18 protein-coding genes are annotated in these 19,312 nt (G+C 69.3%); 9 read left to right on the top strand and 9 right to left on the bottom strand.

Features of this window, described 5'->3' with window-relative positions; translation table 11 throughout:
- The first annotated feature begins 69 nt into the window (after window positions 1-69).
- From ACQ859_RS27305 to fur, 4 genes are all read left to right on the top strand, one after another.
- Window positions 70-1,578, top strand: coding sequence for an FAD-dependent oxidoreductase (locus tag ACQ859_RS27305; protein WP_431263607.1), 1,509 nt, complete (start codon window positions 70-72; stop codon window positions 1,576-1,578).
- A gap of 77 nt (window positions 1,579-1,655) precedes the next feature.
- Window positions 1,656-1,847 (top strand): hypothetical protein, encoded by a 192-nt coding sequence (locus ACQ859_RS27310; protein WP_431263608.1) that lies wholly within the window; start codon window positions 1,656-1,658, stop codon window positions 1,845-1,847.
- 13 nt (window positions 1,848-1,860) lie between these two features.
- Window positions 1,861-3,045, top strand: a complete 1,185-nt coding sequence (locus tag ACQ859_RS27315) for a PepSY-associated TM helix domain-containing protein (RefSeq protein WP_431266668.1) — start codon at window positions 1,861-1,863, stop codon at window positions 3,043-3,045.
- 30 nt (window positions 3,046-3,075) lie between these two features.
- Window positions 3,076-3,537, top strand: a complete 462-nt coding sequence (gene fur / locus ACQ859_RS27320) for a ferric iron uptake transcriptional regulator (protein WP_431263609.1) — start codon at window positions 3,076-3,078, stop codon at window positions 3,535-3,537.
- A 340-nt stretch (window positions 3,538-3,877) separates the two neighbouring features.
- Here the strand turns inward: fur and ACQ859_RS27325 are convergent, their stop codons facing one another.
- Window positions 3,878-4,873: a LysR family transcriptional regulator gene (locus tag ACQ859_RS27325; protein WP_431263610.1), complete on the bottom strand. Its 996-nt coding sequence runs from the start codon at window positions 4,871-4,873 to the stop codon at window positions 3,878-3,880.
- A 149-nt stretch (window positions 4,874-5,022) separates the two neighbouring features.
- Here ACQ859_RS27325 and ACQ859_RS27330 point away from each other — a divergent pair, with 149 nt between their 5' ends.
- Window positions 5,023-5,916: an aldo/keto reductase family oxidoreductase gene (locus tag ACQ859_RS27330; RefSeq protein WP_431263611.1), complete on the top strand. Its 894-nt coding sequence runs from the start codon at window positions 5,023-5,025 to the stop codon at window positions 5,914-5,916.
- 103 nt (window positions 5,917-6,019) lie between these two features.
- On the opposite strand, the gene ACQ859_RS27335 is transcribed toward ACQ859_RS27330, so the two are convergent.
- The 8 genes from ACQ859_RS27335 to ACQ859_RS27370 form a co-directional block, all read right to left on the bottom strand.
- Window positions 6,020-6,931 (bottom strand): 2-hydroxyacid dehydrogenase, encoded by a 912-nt coding sequence (locus ACQ859_RS27335; RefSeq protein ID WP_431263612.1) that lies wholly within the window; start codon window positions 6,929-6,931, stop codon window positions 6,020-6,022.
- 395 nt (window positions 6,932-7,326) lie between these two features.
- Window positions 7,327-7,965, bottom strand: coding sequence for a glutathione S-transferase family protein (locus ACQ859_RS27340; protein WP_431263613.1), 639 nt, complete (start codon window positions 7,963-7,965; stop codon window positions 7,327-7,329).
- A 67-nt stretch (window positions 7,966-8,032) separates the two neighbouring features.
- Window positions 8,033-8,884 carry a phosphonoacetaldehyde hydrolase gene (phnX, locus tag ACQ859_RS27345; RefSeq protein ID WP_431263614.1) on the bottom strand — a complete coding sequence of 284 codons (852 nt, stop codon included), beginning with the start codon at window positions 8,882-8,884 and terminating at the stop codon, window positions 8,033-8,035.
- On the bottom strand, window positions 8,881-9,984 hold the full coding sequence (gene psrA / locus ACQ859_RS27350) for an iron-containing alcohol dehydrogenase PsrA (RefSeq protein WP_431263615.1): 1,104 nt from the start codon (window positions 9,982-9,984) through the stop codon (window positions 8,881-8,883). Before psrA ends, phnX begins: the two co-directional genes overlap by 4 nt.
- A gap of 55 nt (window positions 9,985-10,039) precedes the next feature.
- On the bottom strand, window positions 10,040-10,897 hold the full coding sequence (phnE, locus tag ACQ859_RS27355) for a phosphonate ABC transporter, permease protein PhnE (protein ID WP_431263616.1): 858 nt from the start codon (window positions 10,895-10,897) through the stop codon (window positions 10,040-10,042).
- Complete coding sequence (phnC, locus tag ACQ859_RS27360; RefSeq protein ID WP_431263617.1) at window positions 10,894-11,703, bottom strand: phosphonate ABC transporter ATP-binding protein; 810 nt, start codon at window positions 11,701-11,703, stop codon at window positions 10,894-10,896. The genes phnE and phnC overlap by 4 nt, the downstream gene beginning before the upstream one ends.
- A complete protein-coding gene (phnD, locus tag ACQ859_RS27365) occupies window positions 11,700-12,593 on the bottom strand; it encodes a phosphonate ABC transporter substrate-binding protein (RefSeq protein WP_431263618.1) in 894 nt (297 codons plus the stop codon). Before phnD ends, phnC begins: the two co-directional genes overlap by 4 nt.
- 162 nt (window positions 12,594-12,755) lie before the next feature.
- Complete coding sequence (locus ACQ859_RS27370) at window positions 12,756-13,979, bottom strand: alkaline phosphatase family protein (protein WP_431263619.1); 1,224 nt, start codon at window positions 13,977-13,979, stop codon at window positions 12,756-12,758.
- A gap of 125 nt (window positions 13,980-14,104) precedes the next feature.
- Here ACQ859_RS27370 and ACQ859_RS27375 point away from each other — a divergent pair, with 125 nt between their 5' ends.
- The 4 genes from ACQ859_RS27375 (at window position 14,105) to ACQ859_RS27390 (ending at window position 19,278) form a co-directional block, all read left to right on the top strand.
- Window positions 14,105-15,004 (top strand): LysR substrate-binding domain-containing protein, encoded by a 900-nt coding sequence (locus tag ACQ859_RS27375; RefSeq protein ID WP_431263620.1) that lies wholly within the window; start codon window positions 14,105-14,107, stop codon window positions 15,002-15,004.
- Between the two features lie 316 nt (window positions 15,005-15,320).
- On the top strand, window positions 15,321-16,961 hold the full coding sequence (locus ACQ859_RS27380; RefSeq protein ID WP_431266669.1) for an ABC transporter permease: 1,641 nt from the start codon (window positions 15,321-15,323) through the stop codon (window positions 16,959-16,961).
- A 13-nt stretch (window positions 16,962-16,974) separates the two neighbouring features.
- Window positions 16,975-18,300 carry a nitrate/sulfonate/bicarbonate ABC transporter ATP-binding protein gene (locus tag ACQ859_RS27385; protein ID WP_431263621.1) on the top strand — a complete coding sequence of 442 codons (1,326 nt, stop codon included), beginning with the start codon at window positions 16,975-16,977 and terminating at the stop codon, window positions 18,298-18,300.
- A gap of 126 nt (window positions 18,301-18,426) precedes the next feature.
- The gene (locus ACQ859_RS27390) at window positions 18,427-19,278 is read left to right on the top strand and encodes a HEAT repeat domain-containing protein (protein ID WP_431263622.1); all 852 of its coding nucleotides are present in this window, start codon (window positions 18,427-18,429) and stop codon (window positions 19,276-19,278) included.
- Window positions 19,279-19,312: the final 34 nt, after the last annotated feature.

Below are 19,312 nucleotides of genomic sequence, written 5' to 3' on the forward strand. Positions count from 1 at the left end.
GCGGCATGGGCATGATCCTCATCCTGAGCGGCGAGATCACCGTGTCGCAGCGCGACGAGCCTCGGGCATGTGACGCCGATCCACCGGCACGGGCCCGGCGGCTTCCTGGGCGAGGTCGGCCAGCTCAGCGGCCGGCCCTCCTTCATCGACGCGATCGCCGAAACCGAGGTGGAAGCCGTCGATGTCAGCCCGCCGCAACTGCGCGCGCTGCTGATCGGCGAGGCCGACCTCGGCGAACGCCTGACCCGCGCCTTCATCCTGCGCCGCGTCGGCCTGATCGAGGCCGGCGCCAGCGGCGCGACGCTGATCGGCCGCGGCAAGTCCGCGCCGGTGATGCGGCTGCGGAGCTTCCTGGGCCGCAACGGCTATCCGCACCAGCAGCTGGAGCCCGACCAGAACGACGACGCCAAGGCGCTCGCCGACCAGTACATGACCGACGGCGTCCAGATGCTGGTCATCTGCCCCGGCGGCGAGGTGCTGGTCGATCCGACGGATGACGAGGTCGCCCGCTGCATGGGCATCGTCGACATGCGCGAGCGCACCGAGCTCTACGACGTCGCCATCATCGGCGCCGGCCCCGCGGGCCTGTCGTCGGCGGTGTACGCGGCCTCCGAAGGCCTGTCGGTGCTGGTGCTGGACTGCCGCTCGTTCGGCGGCCAGGCCGGCGCGAGCTCGCGCATCGAGAACTACCTCGGCTTCCCGACCGGCATCTCCGGCCAGGCGCTGGCGGGACGCGCCTTCGTCCAGGCCCAGAAGTTCGGCGCGGACATGCTGATCCCCGCCAAGGTCCTGCAGATGAGCTGCGAGCGCCAGGGCATGGAGGACGAGCTCCACCTGGTGCTCGAGGACGGCCGCAAGGTGCGCGCGCGCACCGCGGTGATCGCCACCGGTGCGCGCTACCGCCGCCCCGAGATCGACGCGCTGACCCGCTTCGAAGGCCGCGGCGTCTGGTACTGGGCTTCGCCGATCGAGGCCCGCATCTGCAGCCGGCAGACGGTGGTCATCGTCGGCGGCGGGAACTCGGCGGGACAGGCGGCGGTGTTCCTCGCCAACCACGCGGCGAAAGTGATCATGCTGATCCGCGGCCCGGGGCTGGCGGCGACGATGTCGCGCTACCTGATCGACCGCATCCAGGGCACCGCCAACATCGAGCTGCAGCCGCACCAGGAACTCAAGGAGCTGGAGGGCGGCGACTCGCTGGAAGCGGTGAGCTGGCGCGACCGCCGCAACGGCCAGGAAAGACGGCTCGCGCTGCAGCACCTGTTCATGTTCATCGGCGCCGAGCCGGAAACCGGCCTGATCGCCGACTGCGGCCTGGAGCTGGACAAGGCCGGCTTCATCATCACGGGCCGCGCCTGCGCCTGCCCGCTGTCGGACTACAAGCCGGAGCCGCTGGAATCGAGCATCCCCGGGGTGTTCGCGGTCGGCGACGTGCGCTCGGGCTCGGTGAAGCGCGTGGGCGGTGCCATCGGTGAAGGCGCGCAGGTCGTCGCCAGCATCCACCAGTACCTCGCCCGCCAGGACGCCGCGCGGGCGGAGCGCCTCAGCCCGGCCGCCGTGGCCCGCGTCCCGGTCTGAGCACAGCGCGCCGACACCCGGCGCGGCGCTTCGCCATAGAATGCGAATAATTGTTATTTGCAGACTTGGCGCGCCCGATGTTCTCTCCCGAATCCCGTCGTCTCTGGGCCTGGCCGATCGCGCTGGGCCTGTTGAGCGTCTCCGGCCTGCTGACCGCGCTGGTGTCCGACGACCTGGGTGACGTGTGGTCGTGGGTGGGCCTGGGTATCCCGGTCGCCGTCATCGCCTGGTTTGCCTGGCGCCCGCAGCGCGCCGGACGCGCTTCCTGAGGACACGACGATGCTGAGCTCGCGCGCCATCCGCGTCTGGACCTGGCTCCACAAGTGGACCAGCCTGGTCTGCACGCTGTTCATGCTGCTGCTGTGCCTGACCGGCCTGCCGCTGATCTTCCACCACGAGATCGGTCACCTGCTCGGCGACGAGATCGAGGCGCCCGAGCTCCCCGCCGCGATGGACAAGCAGCGCGTGTCGCTGGACGTGATGGCCAAGGCGGCCAACGCGGTGCACCCGACGATGGTGATCCAGTTCGCCGGCGAGAACGAGGACGACCCGCGCCTGTGGTGGTTCACGCTGGCGCCGACGCCGGCGCCCACCGACCAGTTCAAGTCGGTCGCCGTCGACGCCCGGACCGGCCTGGCCGTGCGCGAGTACCGCATCGGCGAAGGCTTCATGGACCTGATGTTCCGGCTGCACGTGGACCTGTTCGCGGGCCTGCCGGGCAAGCTCTTCCTCGGGCTGATGGGCCTGCTGCTGCTGATCGCGCTGGTCAGCGGCGTGGTGCTGTACGCGCCGTTCATGCGCAAGCTCGACTTCGGCGCGGTGCGCAAGGACCGCTCGACGCGCGTGAAGTGGCTGGACCTGCACAACCTCATCGGCATCGTCACGCTGGTGTGGTGCTTCGTCGTCGGCGCGACCGGGATGATCAACACCTGGGCGGAGCTGCTGGTGCAGTACTGGCAGTACGACAAGGTCACCGCGCTGCTGGCGCCGTACAAGGACCAGCCGCTGCTGAAGGCCGACGAACGCGCGCCGCTGCAGGCCTCGATGGACACGGCGATGCAGGTCGGCGACAAGCGCAAGGTCTCGTTCATCGCCTTCCCCGGCACCTCGTTCTCCAGCCCGCACCACAACACCTTCTTCCTGAAGGGCACGACGCCGCTGACCTCCAAGCTGCTGCAACCGCTGCTGATCGACGCCAAGACCTCGCAGCTGACCGCCGCGCCGGAACTGCCGTGGTACCTGACGGCGCTGCTGGTGTCGCAGCCGCTGCACTTCGGCGACTACGGCGGCATGCCGATGAAGATCCTGTGGGCGCTGCTGGACGTGGCGACCATCGTCGTCCTCGGCAGCGGCCTCTACCTGTGGCTGCGCAAGCCGCAGGGCGCCCGCAAGGGCAGGAAGGGCGCGGCGGCCGTGGCCGCCGACGACCTGGACGACGCCAAGAATCCCGAAACCGCGGCCGCCTGATCGCCAGTCCGCACGATCACCCCACCGCACATGCCTGATTCGAACAAGCCTGACTCCCCCAAGCACCAGATCGAGAGCCTGCAATCCAGCGGCCTGAAGGCCACCCTGCCCCGCATCAAGGTGCTGCAGATCTTCGAGCAGTCGGATCAGCGCCACCTCAGCGCCGAAGACGTCTACCGCCAGTTGCTGCTGGAAGGCGCGGACATCGGCCTGGCGACGGTGTACCGGGTGCTGATGCAGTTCGTCGAGGCGGGCCTGCTGGCGCGTCAGCACTTCGAGTCCGGCAAGGCCGTGTTCGAGCTCAATTCCGAACAGCACCATGACCACATGGTGTGCCTGGCCTGCGGCCGGGTGGAGGAGTTCTACGACGCCGGCATCGAGCAGCGCCAGCGCGAGATCGCCGAGGAGCGCGGCTACGAGCTGGTCGAGCACGCGCTCGCGCTCTACGGGCTGTGTTCGAACCCGGAGTGCCGGGCGAAGCGCCATCGGTGAATCCGAAGCGACCGGGCGGGAGACTGCGGCGGATCGCGCACAATCCGGCACTTCCCTGTTGAATACTGTATAGGCATACAGTACATTTCCATCCATCGCAGCCAACCCGGCTGCAGCAGGAGATGGTCATGCAGATGCTCAAGCAAACGGTCTGGTCCTCGTTGAACAACGCGGATGCCTGGGTGGTCTGCATCGGCGTCATGTCCTGCCTCGGACTGGCGACGGGCCTGCTGGGTTGAGAGCTTAGCTCAGCCTGGCGAGCCCTTCGCCTCCAGCGTTCCGTTCGCGGAGCCACGGTCCCCTCTCGAGGGGACCTTTGTTTTCAGTGCCTTTTCAGTTCTCAAAGCTTGTGTCCGCTCGACTTGAGCAACGCCTGACCCCGGTCCTGGACGTTGCTCAAGCAGCGGACTTTTTGTCCGCTCGTTCCGTCGAGTCCGGCCTCGAACGGCCCGTCCCTCACGAAGTCGACGAAGGCCCGTAGCGGCGCCGGCAGATAGCGCCGGCCCGGGTAGTAGAGGAAGGGGCCGCTGAAGGACACCCACCAGTCCTCCAGCACCGGCACGAGCGCGCCGCTGTCGAGATGCGGCCTCACCCAGTCCTCGAAGGTCTGGATCACGCCGCAGCCTTGGACGGCGGCGTCGATCGCCAGGTCCAGCCCGCCACCCAGGCGCACGATCATCGGACCGTCGGGATCGACGGTGACGGATTCGCCGTCGCGTTGGAACTCGTAGGCCGGCATCGTGCCGCTCGGGAATCGTCCGCGCAGGCAGCGATGGGCGAGCAGGTCGCGTGGATGCGTGGGACGACCATGCTCGGCCAGATAGGCCGGCGACGCTGCCGTCGCCAGCCGCTGCGTCCGCGGACCGATGGGCACGGCGATCATGTCCTGCTCCAGCCGCTCCTCGTAGCGGATGCCGGCGTCGCAGCCGGCGGCGAGCACGTCGACGAAGCTCTCCTCGACGGTGATGTCGAGTTTGATCTCCGGGTAGGCCTTCAGGAACGCGGGGACGATCTGCGGCAGGACGAGCCGCGCGGCGCTCGCCGGCACGTTGAGACGGAGCGTGCCGGCCGGCCGCTCGCGGAAGCCGTTGACGACGTCGAGCGCGGCCTCGACCTCACCCAGCGCCGGGCCGAGCCGCTCCAGCAGCCGGGCGCCGGCCTCGGTCGGCGCGACGCTGCGGGTGCTCCGATGCAGCAGCCGGACGCTGAGCTTCGCCTCCAGACGCCGCACGGCCTCGCTCAGCCCTGACGGGCTCAGGCCCGATTGCCGCGAGGCCTCGCGAAAGCCTCCGGATCGCGCCACGGCGAGGAACGCCGAGAGATCGCCAAGTTCCATCTCACTGTCCTTGATTCCGCACAGCCCGTGCAGATTCGATCCCCTTATCGTACGACCGCCCGCTGCCTACAGTCCTTCCACGACGTCGACGACCTCCGAGCGACCTCCAGAAGGTCCCGAACTCCCACCCAAGCATTGAAGGACTCCCCATGAGCAGCACTTCCCTCCGCCTCCGCGACCAGGCCGGCACTTTCAAGCTCGGCGACCGCACGGTGACACGCATCGGCTACGGCGCGATGCAGCTGGCCGGTCCGGGCGTCTTCGGTCCGCCGAAGAACCGCCAGGCCGCCGTCGCCGTGTTGCGCGAGGCCATCGCGCTGGGCGTCGACCACATCGACACCAGCGACTTCTACGGCCCGCACGTCACCAACCAGATCATTCGCGAGGCGCTCCACCCGTATCGCGACGACCTCACGATCGTCACCAAGGTCGGTGCCCGCCGCGGCGAGGACGCCTCCTGGCTGCCCGCGCAGTCGGCCGAGGCGCTGACGCAGCAGGTCCACGACAACCTCCGCCATCTGGGCCTGGACGTGCTCGACGTCGTGAACCTGCGCAGCATGCTCGACGTGCACGGCCCGGCGGAAGGCTCGCTGGAACCGCAGGTGACCGCGCTGGCCGAGCTTCAACGGCAGGGCCTGATCCGCCACATCGGACTGAGCAACGCGACGGCGCGTCAGGTCGCGGACGCCCGCAAGATCGTCGAGATCGTCTGCGTGCAGAACCAGTACAACCTGGCGCACCGGAACGACGACGCGTTGCTCGACCAGTTGGCCGGACAAGGCATCGCCTTCGTCCCGTTCTTCCCGCTCGGCGGCTTCTCGCCGCTGCAGTCGGAAACGCTGTCGGCCGTCGCCGCCGAGCTGGGCGCGACGCCGATGCAGGTGGCGCTGGCCTGGCTGCTGCAGCGGTCGCCGAACCTGGTGCTCATCCCGGGTACCTCGTCGGTGGACCACCTGCGGCAGAACCTTCAAGCCGCCTCGCTGGCGCTGCCCGCCGAGGCTGTCCGCCGGCTCGATGCCATGACGTCCGTCGACAGCCATTGAGACTGCCGTCGCCAAGCGCGGGCTCTCCGCACCGCAAGGGGCATCCCTCCGGGAACCCCTAGCAGTACTCCGGCCCCACAGGGACCCGGGCGCTCGCGCTTGCTCAGAGCGGGGTCAGCACCGGCTCGCCGGCTTCCCAGCGGCGGGCGTTCTCGAGGAAGAGGTCGACCGTGGCCTGCACCGACTCCGGCGACCAGCCGGCAATGTGCGGCGTGAGGATCACGTTCGGGAAGCCGAGCAGCGCCTCCGGCGGCTTCGGCTCCGATTCGTAGACGTCGAGCGCGGCGCCGCCGAGTTCGCCAGCGGCGAGCGCTGCGGCCAGCGCAGCCGTGTCGACCAGGCTGCCCCGGGCGATGTTGACGACGTGGCCTTGCGGGCCGAGCGCCTTCAGCACCTCGGCATTGACGATGTGCTTGGTGGTGGGGCCGCCCGGCGCGGCGACGATGAGGAAGTCCGCCCACTGCGCCAGATCGAGCGCGGAGCCGAAGTATTGGCAGCCCTGCGAGTCGTTGCGCTCGCGGCGGTTGTGATACCCGACCTCCATGTCGAAGGCCAGCGCGCGCCTGGCGATGCGCAGACCGATGGTGCCCATGCCGAGGATGCCGAGCCTGCGTCCGTTCACGCTGGGGCGCAGCGGGAGCACGTCGCGCCACTGGCCGGCGCGCAGCGCCTGCTCCTGCTGCGGCAGCGCGCGCACGGAGGCGAGCAGCAGCGCCATCGCATGATCGGCGACGCAGGAGTCGTTGGTGCCCGCGCCGTTCCACAGCGTAAGTCCGCGCGCCTTGGCGGCGGCGAGGTCGATGGCCTCGTAGCCGGCACCCTGCGCGGCAGTGGCACGGAGCTTCGGCATCGCATCGATCTCGTCGGCGCGCAGGCCGACGGCACCGATGGTCAGGACGATCTCGATGTCGGCACCGTGTTCAGCGACGGCCTTCGCGCGGGTTTCGGCCGTGGGCGCGTAGATCACGTCATAACGCGCCCGGAACTGGGACAGATGCTCTTCCGCCGTCGGCATCAGGACGAGGAGTCGGCGGGGTGCACCGGACGAGGGACTGACGGACGAAGGGTTGGCGGACACGGCGACCTCATGAAGCTGGGAGTTCGCCGTCGATGATAGGAGCGCGCCTCTGCGCAGGCCCCAGAGCGCGGACGCGCTTCGCACGTCGGCGTTGAGCACTTCCTCGGCCGCTGGCCCTCACCCCTGCACTCTCCCGCAAGCGGGAGAGGGCGCAAGAAGGGCGCCACATGACTGCCTAGACCGCGCGCGCTTTGCGCGCCCCTCACCCCTGCCCTCTTCCGCAAGCGGGAGAGGGAGTAAGAAGGGAGCCGCGATTCGGTCAGCTCGGTACATTCTCACTCCCTCTCCCGCTTGCGGGAGAGGGTGGGGGTGAGGGCCAGCGGCGATGGCAGTCACTCATCGTCAAGCGGAAAACGCGCCGCCCAGAAATCCTGCAGTCGCGGGTCCGCGTCGACACGTCGCACGATGGACGACATCGTCGGCGCGACCTCGTAGAAGCGCTCGCGCCACGGTCCGAAACGCGACACGACCGCCACATAGAGATCCAGCACCGACAGCTCGTCGCCGAGCAGGTATCGGCCGGGCGTCATCTGCGCGTCCATGACGCCCCAGCAGAACGCGATGCGATCATGGACCGCGTCCACGACCTGGTCGCGCTGATCGGGCCGGGCGCCGATGCGGGTCACGTCCGGCTTGATCCAGTGCAGCGAGTAGATCGCCGAGGACACGAACACCATCCAGCGCAGGAACTCCGCCCGCCGCGGATCGTCGACGGCCGGCGCCAGCCGCGCCAGCGGATGCGTGTCGGCGAGGTGGATCAGGATGGCTGCGCTCTCGGTCATCACGTGGCCGTCGTCATCGACCAGCGTCGGGATCTGCCGCATCGGGTTGGCCGCGCCGACGCGCACCCGGGCGGCCTCGGCCTCCCAGGTCGCACCTTCGATCAGGTCGAAGCGGATGTCGAGCAAGGTCAACGCCGCTTCCACCGCCGTCGAGCCGGATGCCGCCGATCCGAAGAGAGTCCAACCCATGTCGCGCGCTCCGAAGAAGGAAGCGGGCATTGGAGGGGAAGCGCCCCGGCGCGTCAATGCGTGCGGCTCAGGGCCGCTCGCCGCGCGCCATCCGAGCGTCGATCTCGGCGAGCGCCTTCGGCAGCTGCGCGACCGAATCGATCACCAGATGCGCGCCGGCCGCGGTCAGCCGCTGCGCGGCGAAGGCGCGCTTCGCCTCGACCTCGGCATCCGGCAGCGCCTGCAACTGCGCCAGCGTCAGCCCCGTCTCGTTCCCCGACAGGCTCAGCCCGACGGTCCACATGCCGGCGCGGCGGCCTTCCTCGATGCCGGGCGTCGTGTCGTCGACCTTCACACAGGCGCGCACGTCGCCGATGCCGAGCGCGAGCACGTTCGCCAGCACCATGAAAGGGCCTGGACGACCACCGGCCTCGAGCTCGTCGCCGGCGACGACGTGATCGGCCTCGATGCCATCGGCATTCGCCTGCGGCAGCAGCACGTCCAGCACCTGACGCGGATATCCGGAACACGAGCCGATCTTCAGCCCGGCACCGCGCAGCGCAGCCAGCATCTCGACCGCGCCCGGAATCGGCTGCGAGTACTGGCCGACCTTCTCGATCTGCATCGGCATGAAGCGCTCGTAGATCGCGTCGATGTCCGCGGCGGTCGACGGGCGACCGAAACGCGCCTGCCATTGCGCCTGCAGCGAGGCATCCTCGAGCAGCGTGCGGATGTGATCGCGCTTGGACAAACCCATCGGACCCCGCGCCTCATCCAGCGTCAGCGTGATGCCGAAGGTTGCGAACGCGTCGACGAAGATCTGCGTCGGCGCCAGCGAGCCGTGGTCGACCAGCGTGCCAGCCCAGTCGAAGATGACGGCCTGGAGATTCGGATAGCCCACGACAGCGTCGGCGCGTTCGGCGGAGGAGATGGCGTTCATGCGTAGGCCTTGATGAAGTTGCGACCGCGCGGACCGCGCAGCGCGTGTTCGACGCGCGCGTCCCAGTCGGCGGGCGGAATGCCGTAGTCGGCGGGATCGGTGGAGACGCCGAGCGCGTCAAGGAAGCGCTCCAGCGCGGCGACCGCGCCGTCGGCGTCGGTCGCGTCGAAGATCGACAACAGCTGCGCATCCAGCGCCGCGTCGCGGCCGAAGGCCAGCCGCATCACGCGCGGCAGGCTGAACGAGCAGGCGATGCCGTGCGCGGTGCCGTGCGTGAGCGTGATGTCGTAGGACAGCGAATGGGCCAGCGCCGTCTTCGTGCTGGAGAAGGCCATGCCCGCCTGCAGCGCGGCGACCGCGAGCGTCTCGCGCAGGTCGAGACGGCGCGGCTCCCGCAGCAGCGCGGGCAAGGTGGCGACGATGGCGCGCGCGGCGCTCGCCGCGAGGCTGGACGACACCGGATTGCGATGCACGTTCCACATCGATTCCAGCGCATGCGACAGCGCGTCCAGGCCGCTGGCCAGCGTGGCGCCCGCGGGCAGGCTGACCATCAGCGCCGGATCGACGATCGCCGCCTCCGGCCAGGTCCACGGCAGATGCAGCGAATGCTTGCGGGAGCGCTCGACATCCCACAACGTGGCCCAGGGTGTGACCTCGCTGCCGGTGCCGGCGGTCGTCGGGATCGCGATCAGCGCGCGATGCGGACCGTCCGCCGGCAGCGGCGCCGCCTCCGGATCGATCAGGTGATCGAGCAGCTCGTCGAAGCGGCCCGACGGCGTCGCGGTGAGCATCGCCTTGGCCGCGTCGATGCTGCTGCCGCCGCCCAGCGCGATCACGCAGCGCGCGCCGCCGTGATCGCGCCACAGCCGCTCGTACAGCGGCGCGAGCCAGCGGACATCGGGGTTCGGACGGATGTCGGTCTCCACCGCCACCAACCGGTCGCCGAGCATCGCCCTCACCCGTCCGACCAGACCCAACGGCTCCGCTTCCGGGAACGCGATGAGCAGGGCGTCGCGCTCGCCGATCAGCTCGGGCAGTTGCTCCAGCGCGCCGATGCCCGCCCGCACGTCGACCGGGTTGTGAAACTTCCAGACGTTCACGTCGTTGTCCTCTTCGATTCCTCGTCTCTGACTCTTCGACTCTTCGGCTGCTTCCTCAATGCCGGCCGCTGTCCTGGATCGCGCGGCGCAGCCGGCTCGACACGAAGTCCGCGGCGACCACCATCACGGTGATGACGATGATGCAGGTGGCCGTCTCGGGGTACTTGAACAGCTTGAGGCTGCCGACGAGCTCGAAACCCAGCCCGCCCGCGCCCACCATGCCGAGCACCGTCGCCGAGCGCAGGTTGACCTCGAAGCGGTACAGCACGACGGCGATCCAGGCAGTGACCACTTGCGGCAGCACGCCGAAGGCGATCACCTGCAGCGGCCGGGCGCCGGTGGCGCGCAGCGCTTCGAGCGGCCCCTGGTCGATCTCCTCGATCGCCTCGGCGAAGAACTTGCCGAGCATCCCCGCGCCGTGCACGGCGAGCGCCAGCACGCCGGGGAACGGCCCCAGGCCCACCGCCGACACGAACACCAGCGCGAGGATCAGCTCGTTGATGCTGCGCGTCACGTTCAGGCCCTGGCGCGTCAGGAGGTACAGCCAGCGCGGGCCGTTCAGGTTGCGCGCGGCGAGGAAGGACACCGGCACCGCGGCGACCGCGCCCAGCAGCGTGCCCCACACGGCGATCTGGATCGTCTCCAGCGCCGGCGCCCATAGCCGGTCGAGGATGCGCCAGTCCGGCGGCCACGTGCGGCCCAGGAAATCAGCGATCTGCGGCAGGCCGTTCGCGAGCTCCCTCGGGCTCAGCTGCGCGCCGGTCGCGCTCCATTGCAGCGCCCAGAGACCCAGCACCATCGCAGCCAGCAGCCTCGACCAGCCGCCCGGCGTGGTCGGCAGGCCGACCAGCCAGCGGAAACGGTCTGCAGCGCGGTCGGCGGCGGCGCGGTCGACGGCATTCATCGTCGTCATGCAGTTTTCCTTTCCCCTTCGAGCGCCACGGGCTCGATGAGTTGCAGCCCGGCGTGGCCGGCACGACCCGAGCCCCCGGCGTACAGCTCGTGAAGCTCGGCATCGGACAGCTCGCCCGGCAGCCGGTCGAACAAGACCCGACCCTGCGACAGGCCGACGATGCGGTCGCCGAATTCCCTCGCGTAGTCGACCTGATGCAGGTTGCAGACGACGGTGATGCCGAGCTCGCGGCAGGCCTGCTTGAGGTAGCCGAGCGCCTGGCGCGCGGTGTGCGGATCCAGGCTCGCCACCGGCTCGTCGGCCAGGATCACCTGCGGGCGTTGCGCCAGCGCGCGGGCGATGCCCACGCGCTGCATCTGGCCGCCGGACAGCGAGTCGGTGCGCGCCTCCGCCTTGTGGGCGAGGCCGACGCGGTCGAGGCACTCCAGCGCCAGCGCGACATCCGCGGCGCGGAACAGCTGCAGCACCGAGCTCCAGGTCGACACCGCGCCGAGCCGGCCCGTCAGCACGTTCTTCACAACGCTCAGGCGGGGCACCACGTGGTGATGTTGGAACACCATCGCGACGCGCCGCCGCAGCTCGCGCAGGTCCGCCGCGCGGGTACCCGCCATCACGTCCAGCCCGGCGATCGTCATCGCGCCGGCATCGGGCTGCGCCAGCCGGTTCATGCATCGCAGCAGCGTGGACTTGCCGGCGCCAGACGGGCCCAGCACGACGAGGAACTCGCCCGCCTTCGCGTCCAGGTCCACGCCGCGCAGCACGGCGTTGTCGCCGAAGCGCTTGGTGACGCCGCGCAGCGTGATCACTTCATGCTCCGCAGGTCGAGCTTGAGCACCTTGGCCGTGTCGCGGACGACGTCGTAGGCGGCGTCATTGGTCGGCTGGAAGCCGTTGAGCACGCCCTGGTCGCCCCACTTCACGTCCTTGAGGTTGGCCAGCGCCTTGGCGATCTTGTCCTTCAGCGCGGGATCGAGGTCCTTGCGCCAGACCATCGGCGATTCGGGGATCGGCTTGGACGACCACAGCACGACGAAGTCGTCCTGCTTGACCGTGCCCTTGGCGACGGCGCTGGCGAAGATGCGGTCCGCAACGGCCGCGGCATCGACCTTCCTGTTCGCGACGGCCAGGATGCTGGCGTCATGCGAGCCGGAGAACAGCACGCGGCCGAACAGCGCGTCCGGGTCGTAACCCGCCTGCTGCAGGCCGGCCTTGGGGAACAGATGGCCGGAGGCGGAGCTCGGATCGACGAACGCGAAGTTCTTCCCCTTGAGCTCGGCGACCGTGTGCACGCCGCTGTCCTTGCGGGCGAGGATCACGCTCTTGTAGGCGCTCTGGCCGGTCTTCTTGGTGACGGCGACGGAGAAGGCCTCGACGTTCGCCACCGAACTCGCCAGCACGTAGGAGAACGGACCGAGGTAGGCCACGTCCAGCTTCTTCGAGCGCAACGCCTCGATGACGCCGTTGTAATCGGTGGCGACGAAGGGCTTCACCGGCAGGCCGAGCTGCTGCTGCAGCGCGTCCAGCACCTGGCGGCTGGATTCGATCATCGCCTGCGAGTCCTCGGCCGGGATCAGTCCGATCGTCAGCGTCTGCTGCTGGGCGGAAGACAGCGCCGGCAGCCCCGCCGCCGCAGCGACAGCGGCGGCCAGGACGGCGCGGCGGAGAACCGAGGTGCGGGCGTGGGAGGCATGGTGCATGGCGGCATCCAGGGGGTGGTGAGCGGATGACGTCACTCTATGAATCCAACATGACAGGACATCCATCGATGCCATGTTGAATTGACGACCCAACCATTCATTCGATCTATGGATTCAACGGCCACAAGAACGGTCGCCGGCACCACGCCCGGGGGCGCACGCTCAACGCCTTCCGCAAGCGGGGTGCTTGATTCCCGCGGTGTCGTTGGGCAGGCCCAGGAAGTCGAGCACATGCGGCGTCAGCGCGTCGGTCTGCGGCATCGGCGTGCCGGTCAGATCGCCCTGGCAATAGGCCGGCTTGGACGGATTGCGATAGCGGTTCGTGAGGACCAGCGCCGCGTCGCGCTCGCCCGCGCTTTGCCCGCCGTGTCCGCTGCCTGTGCCGCCGTGGTCGGAGACGACGACGATCAGCCACTCCTCGTCCGCGTAGGCCGGTCTGGCCGCGAGCGCGTCCAGCACCTGCTGGATCTGGGCGTCCTCGCCCGCGATCTTGGACTGGTAGTTGGCGTTGAGCGGCTCGTAGCTGGCGGCGTGGATGTCGACGTTGTGCAGGTAGTAGAAGATCGCCGTGGGCGGATTCGTCCACGACAGCCAGCCCTTGACGGTGTCCGTCGCCTGCTGCGAGTTCTTGGACGCGTTCGCCACGACGAAGTCGGCCCCCGCGGGCTTCAGGTTGCCAGTGATGTTGGCCCAGTCACCCACGACCGCCACGGTGGCCGTCGGATAGGCCGACTTGATGCGGTCGAATACATGCGGCCTGCGCAGCGGCAGGGCGATGTCGTTGCCGGTCACGCCGTGCTGCTCGGCCCAGAAGCCGGTGAACAGCGTGCCCCAGCCGGGGCCGCTGAGTGTGGCCTGGGCGCCGCCCGCGAGCACGTTCCCGTGGAACGCGCCGCTGCCGGCGAGCGCGCTCAGGGCCGGCGTCGTGGCGCATCCGGCGCAGAACAGCGCATCGCCGCGCAACCCGTCCATGCCGATCACGAGCACATGCCTGCGGCCGTACGGGCCAACGATCGGATTGGGCACGCCCGGACCCGGTATCAGCGAGTAATGGTCATACGGATTGCCGACGTAGTCGGTCTTCAGGCCGCCGACGTCGACCGCGCGCTTGTCGCTGAGGTCGCACTGCTGGGCGTTCTTGTAGAAGTCGAAGCTGACGCACCAGGTCTTGCGTGCGTCGTTCAGGCACGCGGCGGCGCAGGACTCCGGCGTGACGCCGTTGAGGTGCTCGCGGTTGTGGCCCGAGATCGCGGCGTTGATCGTGCGGGTGAACGACGCCAGCGGCGAGGGCGCGGTCTGCGCGCCGGCGGCGGGCCAGGCGGCCAGGCCGGCCAGACTGGCGAGGGCGGCGGCCCCGCATTTCATGGCGTGAGGGAACGATGTCATGGGGCAGTCTCCAGGCTCGACGAGCCGATTGATGGAAGGGCCCCCGCAGCGTAGGAATGTCACGTGACCGTCACTCGATCGAATCAATATCGCAAACCGCACGAAATCATCGAGAGTCTCTATACATGTCCGCTGCCAAGCTCCGCGCGTTCCTCGCCGTCGCCCGCCACGGCAGCTTCAGCGCCGCGGCGCGGGCGCTCGGGCTGTCGCAACCCACGCTGACGACCCAGGTGCAGGGGCTGGAGCAGCAGCACAAGGTGGAGCTCTTCCATCGGCGCGGTCACCGCATCGAGCTGACCAGCGTCGGCCACCAGCTGCTGCCGATCGCGCGGCAGCTGGCCGCGCTGGAGGTCGAGGCCTACAACCTGCTGCACGACTGCGGCGAGCTCACGCGCGGTCAGTTGAAGCTCGGCGCGGTCGGACCGTTCCACGTGATCGAGATGGTGGACGCGTATCGCCAGCGCTATCCGAAGGTGGACGTGTCGATCCGTCTGGGCAACTCGGCACAGGTGTTCGGGGACCTGGAGAACTACGTGATCGACGTCGGCGTGCTGGCGCGATTCCATGACGCGCCGGGCTTCGAGACGATGGCCTACGCGCGGCACGCGATCATCCTGTTCGTGCATCTCGATCACCCGTTCGCGAAGCATGAGAGCGTGCCGCTGCAGGCGCTGGAGAACCAGCCGCTGCTGCAGCGCGAGGACGGGTCGAGCACGCGGCGCGCGCTCGAATCCGCCTTGCGGCAGGCGGGCATCGCGCCGCGGGTCGCGATGGAGATCGGCAGCCGCGAAGCGCTGCGGGAGGCGGCCGCGCGCGGCATCGGCATCGGGGTCGTCTCCGAGGCGGAGTTCATTCCCGACGCCCGTTTCCGCCCGGTCCGGATCGACGGCGATCCGGCCTACACCGAGACGCACATCTACTGCCTCAAGGAGCGTCGGGACAGCTTGCTGCTCACGTCCTTCTTCGACACTGCCACGGCCCTCAAGAATGTCCCGCAGTCCTCGGTAGCAAATCCGCTGCAGTAAGGCGACGATGGGGGACGGGAGGTCGCAGGGTTTCGGAGCCTGACTCCGGGGCCCTGCGACCTCGCGGCCAACGCTCACCCGACTCAGGTGGGCGGTCTCCCGAGGACAGATTCCCCTCAGAAACCGGACAGGTTTCTGAAGGGCGTCACAGGCATCCTGCGCACCTTCGCGCGGGGGGCCTTGGAGGCCGTCTGTCCTCTGGAATCCATGTAGAAAAAGAAGGCAAGCTCATGGACCGCCGCCAATTCTTCCCCGTCCCGTCGTCGAGGCGGGCACCAACCGCTGGGACTGGGCGCTGCTGCCGCTGGTGCTGGCGATGCTGGTGCTGCTGGCCTACGGCGCCGCGCAGATGGCGCGTCCATTCGCGCTGGGCGATCCACTGCCGCTGTCGCTGGATCCGTCCAATCTGCCGTACTACCTGCTGCGCACCAACCTGCGGATGCTGGCGGCGATGGTGCTGGCGCTGCTCTTCAGCGCGGTTTTCGCCGTGCTCGCCGCGAAGGTGCGGGCCGCCGAGAAGGTGCTGGTGCCGATGCTCGACATCCTCCAGTCGATCCCCATCCTGGGCTTCCTGTCGATCACGGTGACCGGCTTCATCGCGCTGTTCCCGGGCAACCTGCTGGGCGTCGAGTGCGCGGCGATCTTCGCCATCTTCACCTCGCAGGCCTGGAACATGGCCTTCAGCCTGTACCAGTCGCTGCGCACCGTACCGTCGGAGCTCGACGAGGCGGCGCGCGTGTTCCAGCTCTCCGGCTGGCAGCGCTTCTGGCGGCTGGAGCTGCCCTACGCGATGCCGGGCCTGCTCTGGAACATGATGATGTCGATGTCCGGCGGCTGGTTCTTCGTCGTCGCGTCGGAGGCGATCTCGGTCTCCGACCAGAGCATCAAGCTGCCCGGCGTCGGGTCCTACATCGCGATGGCGATCGAGGCCCGCGACCTCGGCGCCATCGGCTGGGCGATCGTCGCGATGCTCGTGGGCATCGTGCTCTACGACCAGCTGGTGTTCCGGCCGCTGGTCGCGTGGGCGGACAAGTTCCGCTTCGAGGACAGCGGCACCGACACGGCGCCCAACTCGTGGATGCTGAACTGGCTGCGGCGCACCTCGCTGACGCGGCGCTCGGCGGCCTGGCTGGTCGACCGCCTCGAAGGCAGCCTGGTCTGGTTCCGCCGGCATCACGACGGCACCTCGATCCGCGCCCGGCCGCGCATCGCCAGCGCCACGTGGACGCGCGCCTGGGATGCGGTGGTGGCCGCGGCGGTGATGGTGGCGCTGTACCACCTGGTCCGTTTCGTCCACACCGAGGTCGGCTGGTCCGAGGCGGGGCATGTCTTCGGGCTCGGCTTGCTGACGCTGGTCCGCGTGCTGGTGCTGATCGCGCTGGCGGCGCTGGTGTGGGTGCCCGTCGGCATCTGGATCGGCATGAACCCGCGCTGGTCCGGCCGGCTGCAGGCGGTGGCGCAGTTCCTGGCGGCATTCCCGGCGAACCTGCTGTTCCCGGTGGCCGTCGTGCTGATCGTGCGCTGGAAGCTCAACCCCGACGTGTGGCTGTCGCCGCTGATGATCTTCGGCACCCAGTGGTACCTGCTGTTCAACGTCATCGCGGGCGCGTCCAACATCCCCGCCGAACTGCGTCACGCCGCGCGCAACCTGGGTTTGAGCGGCTGGCTCAAATGGCGGCGCTACCTGCTGCCGGCGGTGTTCCCGAGCTTCGTCACCGGCGCGATCACCGCCAGCGGCGGCTCGTGGAACGCGAGCATCGTCGCCGAGTACGTCTCCTGGGGCGACACCACGCTCAAGGCCCACGGCCTGGGCAGCTACATCGCCGAGATGACCGCCCGGGGCGACTTCCCGCGGATCGCGCTGGGCATCGGCGTGATGTGCATCTTCGTGATGGGCCTGAACCACTTCGTCTGGCGCCGCCTGTACCGGCTGGCCGAAGACCGCATGCACCTGTGAACTGGAGACCGGCATGACCGCATCCATCATCGAACTCCACGGCGTCGGCAAGCGCTTCCGCTCGGCCGACGGCCATCCGCGTCCCGTGCTGGCGGACGTCGACTTCAACCTGCGCGAAGGCGAGATCGTCGCGCTGCTGGGCCAGTCGGGCTCGGGCAAGAGCACGCTGCTGCGGATCATGGCCGGGCTGGTGCCGGCGGACGCGGGTCAGGTGCGGTATCGCGGGCAGCCGCTGTCGGGCCCGGCACGCGGCATCAGCATGGTGTTCCAGTCCTTCGCGCTGTTCCCGTGGCTGACGGTGCAGCAGAACGTCGAACTCGGGCTGGAGGCGCGCGGTGTGGCCAAGCCCGAGCGCGAGGCCAAGGCCGAGGCGGCGATCGCGCTGATCGGGCTGAGCGGCTTCGAGGGCGCGCTGCCGCGCGAGCTGTCCGGCGGCATGCGCCAGCGCGTGGGCATCGCGCGGGCGCTGGTGACCGAGCCGGACGTCCTGCTGATGGACGAGGCGTTCTCGGCGCTGGACGTGCTGACCGGCGAGCGGCTGCGCGAGGACATCCTCGAGCTGTGGGACGGCGGGCACATGCCGACGCGGGCGATGCTGGTGGTGTCGCACAACATCGAGGAGGCCGTGATGATGGCCGACCGCGTGCTGATCTTCGCGAGCGACCCAGGACGGATCCGCTGCCAGCTGGCGGTGCAGCTGCCGCGGCCAAGGGATCCGGAGAGCGCCGACGTGCGCGCGCTGATCGACGAGGTCTATGCGCTGATGACGGCAGGCGCGGCGCGGCCGTCGCGCGCGGCGGGGACGGTCGACGCCGCCACGGCGCCGGCGCCGCTGGCCGAGCGCCTGCCGGCGGCGGACGTGGCGCGGATGGACGGGCTGCTGGAGCTGCTCGCGGAGCCACCCTTCGACGGGCGTGCGGACCTGCCGCAGCTGTGCGAGGAAGCCGGGCTGCCCGACTCGGAGTTGCTGCCGGTGGCACATGCGCTGGCGTTGTTGGGGCTGGCGCAGCTCGACAGCGGCGACCTGCAGCTGACGCCGTTGGGTCGGCGGTATGTCGAAGGCGCGCATGGGTTGCGGCGCGACCTCTTCGGCCAGCAGTTGATGGCCCATGTGCCGCTGATCGCGCACATCCGGCACAGCCTGGAGCAGGAGCCCAGCGGGGAAATGCCGGACAAGCCGGTGCTCAGACTGCTGAGCGAGCATCTGGACGACACGGAGGCGGATGCGGTGCTGCAGACGGCCGTGACCTGGGCGCGGCATGGCGAGGTGTTCGAGTACGACTACAACACCGGGGCGCTGCGGTTGCCGACCGGGGATGAAGAGACGGCGACGCGCTGAAGAGGCTTCAGCACTGCCATCGCCGCTGGCCCTCACCCCTGCCCTCTCCCGCAAGCGGGAGAGGGAGAAAGAGGCGAGCGAGCGTTGTGGGTAGAGTCGGGCATCGCGTCTTCGAGTGCCCCTCCGATGAAACGCCTTGCCCGCAACCGGTTGAAGTCCTTCAGCATCGAGCGCCTGCTGCGTCACGCGCTGCGACATTGGCATGCGCAGGAGGGGTGGCGTGCGGTCGAGGTGCTGCAGCGGCGAGGATCCCCCGCGTTGCTGGCCCGCATCGAGACGCTGAGCGATAGCCCGCGGGTCCGCCGGCGCGCAGTCGGGCTGTCGATCGCCGCGCAGTTGATGCGGCGGGAGCACGGCCGAGACGTCCTCTTCGCCGAGCAGGAGACGCAGCAGCTCCTGCTGCGAGGCTTGTCCGATCCGCATCACGACGTGGTCCGTGCCGCCGTCGCCGGACTTGGGCAACGGCCGCATGGGGCGAGCGTCCAGGGACTGCTCCGCTTGTCGACGCATGCGGACAGCAAGATGCGCTGGCAGGTCGCCGTGGCGCTCGGTTCCTACGAGGAACCGGAGGCGATCGAGGGGCTGATCCGTCTCGCGACGGACACGTCCGCCGAAGTGCGCGACTGGGCCACCTTCGGCCTGGGCTCGCTGCGCGACGACGACACGCCGGAGATCCGCGAAGCCCTGCGCGTGAACCTGCGGGACCGCGATGAGGATGTCCGCGGAGAGGCGCTGGTGGGGCTCGCGCGGCGCGGCGATCACGGCATCGTCGAGGTGCTGATCACGCAGCTCACGCCGGAGTGCCACCTGTACGAGCTGGACGCGGCCGAGGCGCTCGCCGATCCGCGTCTGGTCGAACCGCTGCGGGCGCTTTCCCGGTCCGCACCGCCTTCGTGGACGGCGATCTGGCAGACCCACCTGGATGAAGCGTTGGCGGCCTGCTCGAATCAATCCGCCGGACAGAAGTCCATCCCATAGTGAGTCTTCCTGGCTTCCAGGAACACATTCGTAT

This window comes from Roseateles chitinivorans (assembly GCF_050632235.1).
Taxonomy (GTDB): Bacteria; Pseudomonadota; Gammaproteobacteria; order Burkholderiales; family Burkholderiaceae_C; genus Roseateles; species Roseateles chitinivorans_A.